Source organism: Ciceribacter ferrooxidans, assembly GCF_004137355.1.
In the GTDB taxonomy this organism is placed as follows: Bacteria; Pseudomonadota; Alphaproteobacteria; order Rhizobiales; family Rhizobiaceae; genus Allorhizobium; species Allorhizobium ferrooxidans.
In genome coordinates this window covers 1-1,653 of the sequence record NZ_SDVB01000372.1, presented here as the reverse complement: position 1 = coordinate 1,653, position 1,653 = coordinate 1, and the positions used below count along the sequence as shown (strand labels likewise).

Sequence of the window (1,653 nt, the reverse complement as noted above, 5' to 3'; positions counted from 1 at the left end):
CTTATGCGATCTTTGGATGTGGCCGCAAAGTTGAAGTGTCCTGTTTCTGCAAAGTTGGAATGTCACACTCCCCGTCTCTGATTGACGTCTGGGAGATTGCAGATGGGATTGATTGCGATGAGCGCGCGCGATCTGCAGCGGATTGAGGTTTTGTCGAAGGTGGTCGACGGCCGGATGACGATGGTGACGGCAGCGCATGTTCTTGAGTTGAGTACGCGTCAGGTGCGTCGACTGCTGGAGCGGATCCGGACGGATGGTGCGGCGTCGATCCGGCACAGAGCGATCGGCCGACCATCGAACAACCGGATCAGCGACGGCGTGCGCGATTATGCCATGGCGATCGTGCGCGAGCGCTATGCGGATTTCGGTCCGACGCTGGCGGCCGAGAAGCTGGCCGAGCGCGACGGGCTGACGGTGTCGCGCGAGACCTTGCGCCAATGGATGGCGGAGGCCGGTCTGTGGCTGTCGCGCAAGCAGCGCCGCACCTTTCACCAGCCGCGGCTGCGGCGCGAGGCCTATGGTGAACTGGTGCAGATCGACGGTTCCGAGCATCGCTGGTTCGAAGATCGCAGTGACCCATGTTCGCTGCTGGTGTTCATCGATGATGCGACCGGCAAGCTGATGCAGTTGCGGTTCGTACGATCGGAAAGCGCGTTTACGTATTTCGAGGCGCTGGAGCTCTATCTGAAGGCGCATGGTGCTCCGGTCGCCTTCTATTCCGACAAGCATTCGGTGTTCCGGGTGGCGAAGAAAGACGCCAAGGGCGGCCAGGGCATGACGCAGTTCGGGCGGGCGCTTTCAGAGCTAAACATCGAGATTCTTTGCGCAAATTCGAGCCAGGCGAAGGGCCGGGTCGAGCGGATGAACCGGACGCTACAGGATCGGTTGATCAAGGATCTGCGTCTGGAGGGCATCTGCGGGATGGACGACGGCAACGCTTTCCTGCCTCGGTTCATGGAGCGCTATAACCGGCAATTTGCCATTTCCCCTGCCCGGCCTGATGACCTGCACCGGCCGATGAACCTTGCCCCGGATCGGCTGCGCGAGGTCCTGTGCAAACGTGAGCAGCGTTATGTCGGTGCGCAACTGACATTCTCCTACGAGCGCCAGCGGATCATGCTGGAAGAGAACGAGGTGACGCGTGGGTTGGTCGGACGCTATGTCGAGACCTACGCTTTCGCCGATGGTCGGCTGGACGTGCGCTGGAAGGGGCATTCCCTGCCCTACCGGGTGTTCGACAAGGACCAGCGGGTGACGCATGCGGCGATCACCGAGAACAAGCGGCTTTCCGATGTGCTGGCCTATATCAAGGAGCGGCAGGAGCAGCAGACGAAGCCGGCCGTGAAGACGAACAGCGAGAAGATTGGCTACAAACCGCGGGGCCGCAAGCCGGGCAAGCGGACGGATTTCATGAACGATCCGGCTGTCATTGCTCGGCGGCGGCAGGCGCTCTCCATCCTCGATGCCGCAGAGTGATCGACTGCTCGGGCTGTCAAAGCTAAAGCCGGTCAGCGGCCAATCCACCCGCCCCGATCTTCCCTTGCAACCCGGACCAGCCGGTCAGATCGGGGCTGGTCGGCGTGCCGTGCGGCAGCCCAAAGTGACATTTCAACTTTGCGCCGGAACGGACATTTCAATCTGGCCGCCACATTG

Annotated in this window: 1 protein-coding gene; it reads left to right on the top strand. The window is 61.3% G+C overall.

The annotated features are described in order from the left end of the window. Nucleotides 1-102 precede the first annotated feature (102 nt). Nucleotides 103-1,476, top strand: a complete 1,374-nt coding sequence (locus tag EUU22_RS22265; RefSeq protein ID WP_129334168.1) for an ISNCY family transposase — start codon at nucleotides 103-105, stop codon at nucleotides 1,474-1,476. The last annotated feature ends 177 nt before the right edge of the window (nucleotides 1,477-1,653 follow it).